This window comes from Mycobacterium sp. NGS41 (assembly GCF_059812725.1).
In genome coordinates this window covers 1-408 of record NZ_JCALDF010000090.1, presented here as the reverse complement: position 1 = coordinate 408, position 408 = coordinate 1, and the positions used below count along the sequence as shown (strand labels likewise).

The window sequence follows — 408 nt, the reverse complement described above, 5'->3', positions numbered from 1 at the left end:
GTTCGCCGCTCATGGTGGGCCGCCGATGGTGCTGCGGATGGACAACGGTCCGGAGATGATTTCTCAAGCGCTGCAACGGTTCTGCGAGAACAAGACTGGGATGGTCTACATCCCGCCGGGCTGCCCGTGGGACAACGGCTACATCGAATCGTTCAACAATCGCCTACGTAAGGAGTGCCTCAACCGTAACTACTGGAACACCCTGTTCGAGGCCCGCGTGGTCATCGGCGACTTCAAGACCGAACACAATCACCGACACCGCCACTCAGCCCTGGGCTACCGCACGCCAGCCGAGTACGCTGCCGCCTGCAGGTGCACCCACACCCCAGTGGCCTGCAGCATCAACTGAGAACGGATCAAACCAACCCGACTCTAGAACCGGATGGACTCAGTAACGGGGACTCACCA

General features: G+C 60.3%; 1 protein-coding gene. It reads left to right on the top strand.

Annotated features, from left to right (window positions below; all coding sequences use genetic code 11):
- On the top strand, positions 1 to 349 hold a 349-nt coding region (locus AC5Y21_RS26055), incomplete at its 5' end, for a transposase (protein WP_499917044.1).
- Positions 350 to 408 lie beyond the last annotated feature (59 nt).